We start from the raw sequence: 6,759 nt of genomic DNA, 5'->3' as shown, positions 1-6,759 counted from the left end.
ACACCCAACCCCCTCCACGACCGGCCGGCGCGCACCCCCCCCCGGGGGGCCGGCCAACGGCATGTCCGGACCCGGGCGCAGCGCGACTGCTCGACGTATCGCGCCGGCCGCGGTTCGCCGCCCCCAAGGCGTGACCGGCGCCGGCCGTCCGGTTCACTGGGCGCGTGAACGGATACCCAACCCCGCCCGCCGCCTCGGCCGGCGACCTTCCCGCGGTGATGGGCGCGGCCGCGAGTAGCTCTCCGACCGGCGCGCCCTGCGCAGCCGGCAAGTTCTCGGCGACCGCCGGCGCGGCGCCGGCGACGGCCGACGGCCGGGTCTGGACCACGGCGCGTGCCTTCCGTGCCTGGTTGGACGCGGCCAACGGCACCGGGGACGCGGAGCTGACCTGCCGCGTCCTCAAGCTCACCGAGGAGGCCGGTGAGGTGGCGGGGGCCTGGATCGGGCTGCTCGGGCAGAACCCGCGCAAGGGTGTCACGCACACCCGGGACGAGGTCGCCGCCGAACTCGCCGACGTCGCGTTCACCGCGCTGGTCGCCATCGAGAGTCTCGGCCTCGACGCCCGCACGGTGCTCGACCGCTGCGCGGCCAAGGTTCATGACCGGATCGCTCCCGCCGACGGACCCGTGAGCTGACTCGGCCCGGCCACGCCTGCGACCATCGGGCAGCACGATCTGCGACCGCCCCGGCAGGAAGAAGCCGGATGGCGGCGGGACGGCTCATCGCTCCTGGCGACGGCTGACGACGATGTCGATCAGCGCGGCGATCAGCGCCAGCGCGATGATCACCGTCGCGACCACGAGTGAGTGTTCGAACGCGGCCGTGAAGTCGCCGTTCTTGCTGGCCAGCGACGCGAAGAAGGCCGAGCCGACGGCGGCGATGCCGGCGGCCGACCCGATTCGCTGTCCGGTCTGGAGCATGCCCGCTCCGCTGCCGGCCTGGGGCACGGGTACCTGGGAGAGGGTGAGCGTCTGGTTGGGTGCGATCACCAGGCCGCTGCCGATCCCGGCGATCAGCAGCGGGCCCGCGGTGACCCAGGGTGCCGGGGCGTGCGGGAACTCACGCAGCGCCAGCCACGTCCCGGCGAGGCCGACCACGACGGCGAGCAGCCCGGCGGCGACCAGCGGTCGACCGGTCCGGTTGACGACCCGGCCGCCGGCCGCCGAGGCAGCCGCCGAGCCGAGCGCGAACGGGGTGATGGCCAGGCCGGCGACGAGGGCGCTGTACCCGTGCCCGTTCTGCAGGAAGAGGGTGAAGATGAAGAAGATCGCGGTGAACCCACCGAAGTAGATCAGGGCGATCAGCGATCCGAGGGTGTACGACCGGAACTTGAACAGCCGCAGGTCGAACAGCGGCTGCCGGGTCCGGGCGTACCGGTGCTCCCAGACGGCGAAGGCGAGCAGGACCAGCAGGCCGGCCGGGATCAACGCCCACTTCCACGGGGTACGCCACTGCTGTTCCTGCACGAGCGGCAGCAGCACCAGCACCACTCCGACGCCGAGCAGGATCACCCCCAACGGGTCGAGGCGGTGCCGATCCGCGTGCCCCTTCTGCCGACCGGGCAGGAGCCGCCAGCCGAGGATCACGGCGATGATGCCCACCGGCACGTTGACGAAGAAGACGTACCGCCAGCCGTGTTCCTGGCCGCCGAGCGCGATGAGCAGGCCGCCGAGCAGTGGCCCGACGGCGGTGGAGATACCGATGGTCGCACCGAGCAGTCCGAACGGGCGGGCCCGTTCGGGACCGCGGAACAGTTCCTGGATCACGCCGGTGACCTGCGGGTTGACGATACCGGCCGCGGCGCCCTGGAGAAGCCGGGCGACGACCAACCAGGTGGGGGAGGGGGCCAGGCCGGCGAGGGCGCTGGTGATGGTGAACAACGCGATGCCGAAGACGAACGCGTTGCGCCGCCCGCGGGCGTCGCCGAATCGGCCCGCGGGCACGAGCGCCAGACCGAAGGTGAGCGCGTAGCCGGAGAGCACCCACTGCAGATCGCTGGGCGAGGCGTGCAGTGCCTGGTCCAGCGAGGGGATGGCCACGTTGACGATACTGACGTCGAGCAGCGTCATGAAGGCCGCTACCAGGCCGACGCCGAGAGCCTGCCAGCGTCGCCGGTTCTCAGCAGGGTCGACGTCGGCCGGTTCGCTGCCCGCCGTACTCATCGTGCCCCCCGTTGGCGTCGATCACGCATTCCTGACCGCTACCCCGGCCACCGTGGGACGAATCGTCGCGTGGCGCCTCCTGGTCACGCCATCTGACGCGCGCAGAACCTGGGGCCGAAGTCCAATCCGGCCATCGGCGAGTCCTCCCGGTGCAGCAGACCCTTCTCGGTCAACAGATGCAGCGGCGCCTGCAACTGCTCCGCGGTCAGCCCGGACTCCTCGGCGATCATGTCGGGGTACGGTACCTGGCCACGGGCCTCAAGGGCGATGACCGCCTGGTACACCCGTTCCTCGACGTCTGACAGTTGCACCCGCTGCATCGCTTCCTCCTCGCGCTTCGCGTCCGCCCCTGTGCAGGCGGTTGCGCTGCGCGGTTACCCCTTGGCCGGGCGAAGATGCCCACCCGATCGAGGGGCGATCGTGGCTCGGCACGGCCCTGCCTCCGGGCCGGACGGCCGATGCGTGCCCTAGGCTGCTCCCGTGATCGTTTGGGATCTCGCCGTCGTCGGCGCCGGCCCCGCCGGGCTCTCCGCCGCGTACGCCGCGGCCCGCGCCGGCGTACGAACCCTGGTTCTCGAGCGGGCCGAACACCCGCGTTACAAGACGTGCGGTGGGGGCCTCATCGGCACATCGCTGTCGGCCGTGCGGGATCGGATCGAGGTGCCCGCGCACGACCGGGTGGACCGGGTGACGTTCACCTGGGACGGGCGACGCGGCTTCACCCGCCGGCACCGCGCGCCTCTGGTGACGATGGTGCGCCGCGAGGAGTTCGACGACCGGCTGCGCGCGGCCGCCGTGGCGGCCGGGGCGGAGGTCCGCGAACGCGCTGCGGTCCGTGCCGTCGAGCAGGACCCGGATGGCGTACGCCTGCGGCTGGCCGACGGGACGACCGTGCAGGCCCGGACGGTGATCGGGGCGGACGGCTCCTCCGGTGTGACCGCCCGGCACGTCGGCGTCCGTTACCGGCAGGTGGACCTGGGGCTGGAGTTGGAGCTGGAGGTGCCGCCGGAGGAGCAGGAACGCTGGCGGGGGCGGGTCCTGCTCGACTGGGGCCCGTTGCCCGGGTCGTACGCCTGGGTGTTCCCCAAGAACGACCGGCTGACGGTCGGGGTGATCGCAGGCCGGGGCGAGGGGGAGCGGACCCGGGAGTACCTGCGGCGTTTCGTGCAGCGGCTCGGCCTGGCCGACGCACCGGCGGCACACGACTCCGGGCACCTGACCCGTTGCCGGGCGGACGATTCGCCGCTGCGCCAGGGCCGGGTGCTGGTCGTCGGGGACGCCGCGGGCCTGCTCGAACCGTGGAGCCGGGAGGGGATCAGCTTCGCGCTGCGCTCGGGCGCGCTGGCCGGGACGGCGGTAGCCGAGGGGGATCCGGCCGGCTACGAGCGGGCGGTTGGGGAGCGGTTGGTGCCGTCGATGCGCGCCGGGTACCGGCTGCTCGACCTCTTCTCGCGCCGGCCGGAGCTCTTCCACGCGCTGGTGGCCACACCTCCGGGCTGGCGGATGTTCGTGCGGTTCTGTCAGGGACAGGCGAGCTTCGACAAGACGCTGGCCCGGCCCGGGGTGCGGGCGATGTTGGCCGTGCTGGACCGGATTCCCGCGTCCCGGCGCCGCGCCGTTTCGACGTCCTGACGGCTCGGAGCCGGCTCCGGCTCCGGACCGATGTGGACGATCCGTGACACGGCGAATGCCACCCGTCCCTCCACACCACCCAGGATCCTAGGATGCCTTACGCGGTGTGACCTGTCCACGGGAAACCGAGGCCATCGCCACCGGACCTCGGACGAACGGCCGAAGCGCGCCGGTGCGAAATCAGGGCGAGAATGGAGGCGCCGAAGGGGGTGGCCGATGAGCGACGCTCCAAAGGAACCACGGTTCACCGACGACGACTACGCCTTCCTGCGACACGTCAGGTTCGGCGAGCTGCCACCCGCGGTACGTCCGGAGGACCGGGTGGAGCTGACCGAGACCGACCCGGGTCGGGGCGCCCCGGAGACACCCTCGCCGAACTGGGACCTGCGGCGCGGCGCCTGAGCCTCCGGAACCGAGCACCAGGAACGCGAACGGGCCGCGGGCAGTCGTTGCCCGCGGCCCGTCACTACGGTTCCGGTCAGAACACCGGCACACCCTCGCGTACGAGGCGCCAGTTCGGCTGGAAGAAGTCGGCCGGGTCGATCATGCCCTTGGCCTGCGCCCAGTCGATGAGCAGCTGGCGGATCTCCTGCTGCTCGTTGTAGACCTGCGTCTTGACGATGCCGGGGAAGTTCCCGCCGCCGCTGCGCCGGTAGTTGTTCACGGCCACGACGAACTGGGCGTCGTCCGCAACGGGGGTGTCCGTGCCGGCCAGCACGAGACGGGTGATCCGTCGGCCGACCGGCTTGGCGATGTCGATGTCGTAGTCGACGCCGGAGAGGGCGTCGTAGTTGTAGTCCGGCACCGACGGGTCGCTGATCTGCTCGGGGTCGACCGGGGCTCCGGGCGCGACGGTGTTGAAGTACTTCGCCGAGTACTCCAGGTACGCGCGCACCTCGGCGCCGCTGAGCACGACCGCCTCGAGGGTGTTGTCGAACACGTAGAGCCCCGCCACGTCGCGGATCTTCACGTCACCGGCCGGGAAGACCGCGGTACGGCTGAACGGCGAGGCCTGCGACAGCACCGGCAGGTCGGCGTACTGCGTGCCGGCCAACGCCTTGGTGACCGTCTCGGCCTGGACGTGGTTGATGAAGTCGAGGATCGGGGTGTCCTTGTACCGCGACTCGACGGCGGACATCTCCACGGTGGCCCGCGCCACGACCTGGTTGACGTACGCCACGGTCTTCTTGTGCTGGGCCCGCACCGCGGCGAGGATCTTCGGGTCCTCCACCACGGTGTTGGTGTTCAACATCGTGGCGGACTTGGTGGTGATGCTCCACCGGCCGCGCTCACGGGTCAGGGTGAAGTCCATCCGGGTGAGGCGCTGACCCCACTTGGACGGCTCGGAGAGCAGGACCTGCTGGCCGGTCTGCTTGTTGGTCACGAACCGCTCGACGACCTCGTTGTGGGCGTGTCCGAACAGGATCGCATCGATGCCCGGCACCTGCTCGGCGATGAGGGCGACCGGGTTCTCGTTCGGCAGTTCCGGGCCGTAGCTGGAGGTGCCGCTGTCACCGCCGTGCGCTGAGATCAAGACGATGTCGGCGCCACGCTGGCGCATGATCGGCACGTACTTCGCCGCCGTGGCGATCATGTCGTCGAAGCGCAGCTTGCCCTCGACGTTGCCCCGGTCCCAGATGGCCACGCCGGGGTTGGTGAGGCCGAGGATGCCGACCCGCAGCGCAGGCGCGGCGAGGCCCAGGGACACCTTCTTGATCACATACGGCGTGAAGGCGGGCTTACCGGTCTTCGCGTTGACGGCGTTGGCGGCCAGAGCCGGGAAGCCGAGCTGGCGGATCCACAGATCCAGCAGGGGCAGGCCGTAGTTGAACTCGTGGTTGCCCAGCGTCACGGCGTCGTAGTCGATGATGTTCATCGCGCGCGCCATCGGGTGCTTCTCGCCCGTGCTGGTGATCGGCTCCTGCTTGGCGTAGAACGTGGCGAGCGGGGTGCCCTGGATGGTGTCGCCGGCGTCGAGCACGAGGGTGGCCTTGCCGCGCCGCTCGGCCCGGATCTGGTTGATCAGGGTGGCGAGCTTCGCGACGCCGACGTCGTTCTGGCTGCTGTCGTCGTACTCGGCGTCGCGGTAGTAGTCCCAGTTGTAGACGTTTCCGTGGGTGTCCGAGGTGCCCAGGAGCGTGAGGTCCCAGGTGCGCGCGGGGGGCCGCCCGGCGGCCCGGGCGGGCGTGGCGGCGATCAGCGGAGCGGCAGCCGCCGCGGCCGCGGCGGCGAGCACCTGCCGGCGCGAGGGGCCGGAGGGAGAGGTCATGACATGCCTTTCCATCGGAGGGGGCGCGCATGATCGGCGCCGAGCGCACCATAACCAGAGCTCCTCACTCCTGTCACAACGACCCCTTACGGCAACGGCGAGCGTCGTTTCCGTTCCGGCGTCGGGGGTGGGGACTTCGCGGACCGGTTCCGACCAGGTATGCGAGGAGACGCTCGGCGCGGAGGAGGACGCCGACGCCCGGGACACGGTCCGCCTGGTCGAGGAGGCGGGGCGTCGCGGGGTGGCCGTGCGGGGTGACATCACCGACGAGCGGCACTGCCGGGCGCTGGTGGCGCAGGCGGTGGCCGACCTCGGTGGCCTGGACCTCCTGGTGAACGTCGCGGGCTACCAGATGTCGCAGGCACCTCCTCGATCCAGGCGTACGAGCCGTCGCCGCCGCTGCTCGACTACGCGACGACCGAGGCGGGGATCGCGAACTTCACCAGAGCGCTCGCCGCGGACCTGGCCGATCGGGGCATCCGGGTGAACGCGGTCGCGCCGGGCGCGGTCCGGACGCCGCTGATCCCGGCCACCATGCCCGAGGCGGCGGTGGAGTCGTTCGGCCGGAACTCCCCGATCGGGCGGCTGGGGCAGCCGGCCGAGCTGGCGCCCGCGTACGTGTTCTTCGCCGCGCAGGAGTCGAGATTCGTCACCGGGGAGGTCCTCGGCGTGACCGGGGGTCGCCCGATCACGTGA

6 protein-coding genes and 1 pseudogene are annotated in these 6,759 nt (G+C 71.4%); 4 read left to right on the top strand and 3 right to left on the bottom strand.

Going from position 1 to position 6,759, the window contains the following annotated elements; all coding sequences use genetic code 11:
- The first annotated feature begins 350 nt into the window (after window positions 1-350).
- Window positions 351-635, top strand: a complete 285-nt coding sequence (locus ABZS42_RS27240) for a MazG-like family protein (protein ID WP_355149961.1) — start codon at window positions 351-353, stop codon at window positions 633-635.
- An 84-nt stretch (window positions 636-719) separates the two neighbouring features.
- Here ABZS42_RS27240 and ABZS42_RS27235 read toward each other — a convergent pair whose 3' ends face one another.
- Together ABZS42_RS27235 and ABZS42_RS27230 are read right to left on the bottom strand one after the other, a co-directional pair.
- Window positions 720-2,162: an MFS transporter gene (locus ABZS42_RS27235; protein WP_355149952.1), complete on the bottom strand. Its 1,443-nt coding sequence runs from the start codon at window positions 2,160-2,162 to the stop codon at window positions 720-722.
- 83 nt (window positions 2,163-2,245) lie between these two features.
- A complete protein-coding gene (locus ABZS42_RS27230) occupies window positions 2,246-2,482 on the bottom strand; it encodes a hypothetical protein (protein WP_355149950.1) in 237 nt (78 codons plus the stop codon).
- A 160-nt stretch (window positions 2,483-2,642) separates the two neighbouring features.
- Here ABZS42_RS27230 and ABZS42_RS27225 point away from each other — a divergent pair, with 160 nt between their 5' ends.
- The gene (locus ABZS42_RS27225; RefSeq protein WP_355149949.1) at window positions 2,643-3,794 is read left to right on the top strand and encodes a geranylgeranyl reductase family protein; all 1,152 of its coding nucleotides are present in this window, start codon (window positions 2,643-2,645) and stop codon (window positions 3,792-3,794) included.
- A gap of 216 nt (window positions 3,795-4,010) precedes the next feature.
- On the top strand, window positions 4,011-4,196 hold the full coding sequence (locus tag ABZS42_RS27220; protein ID WP_355149947.1) for a hypothetical protein: 186 nt from the start codon (window positions 4,011-4,013) through the stop codon (window positions 4,194-4,196).
- Window positions 4,197-4,272: 76 nt separating this feature from the next.
- On the opposite strand, the gene ABZS42_RS27215 is transcribed toward ABZS42_RS27220, so the two are convergent.
- Window positions 4,273-6,063, bottom strand: coding sequence for a 5'-nucleotidase C-terminal domain-containing protein (locus ABZS42_RS27215; RefSeq protein WP_355149945.1), 1,791 nt, complete (start codon window positions 6,061-6,063; stop codon window positions 4,273-4,275).
- Here ABZS42_RS27215 and ABZS42_RS27210 point away from each other — a divergent pair.
- Window positions 6,062-6,759, top strand: a pseudogene (locus tag ABZS42_RS27210) (SDR family oxidoreductase). The gene ABZS42_RS27215 and the pseudogene ABZS42_RS27210 sit on opposite strands and share 2 nt — an antisense overlap.

This window comes from Micromonospora sp. NPDC005367 (assembly GCF_040606825.1).
Taxonomy (GTDB): domain Bacteria; phylum Actinomycetota; class Actinomycetes; order Mycobacteriales; family Micromonosporaceae; genus Micromonospora.
The sequence above is the reverse complement of the archived record's forward strand: the minus strand, read 5'-3'. Positions and strand labels throughout refer to the sequence as shown.

Coding starts and splice junctions, on each gene's coding strand:
- ABZS42_RS27235 (WP_355149952.1), bottom strand. CDS start 2,162: ATGAGTACGGCGGGCAGCGAACCGGCCGACGTCGACCCTGCTGAGAAC.
- ABZS42_RS27230 (WP_355149950.1), bottom strand. CDS start 2,482: ATGCAGCGGGTGCAACTGTCAGACGTCGAGGAACGGGTGTACCAGGCG.
- ABZS42_RS27220 (WP_355149947.1), top strand. CDS start 4,011: ATGAGCGACGCTCCAAAGGAACCACGGTTCACCGACGACGACTACGCC.
- ABZS42_RS27215 (WP_355149945.1), bottom strand. CDS start 6,063: ATGACCTCTCCCTCCGGCCCCTCGCGCCGGCAGGTGCTCGCCGCCGCG.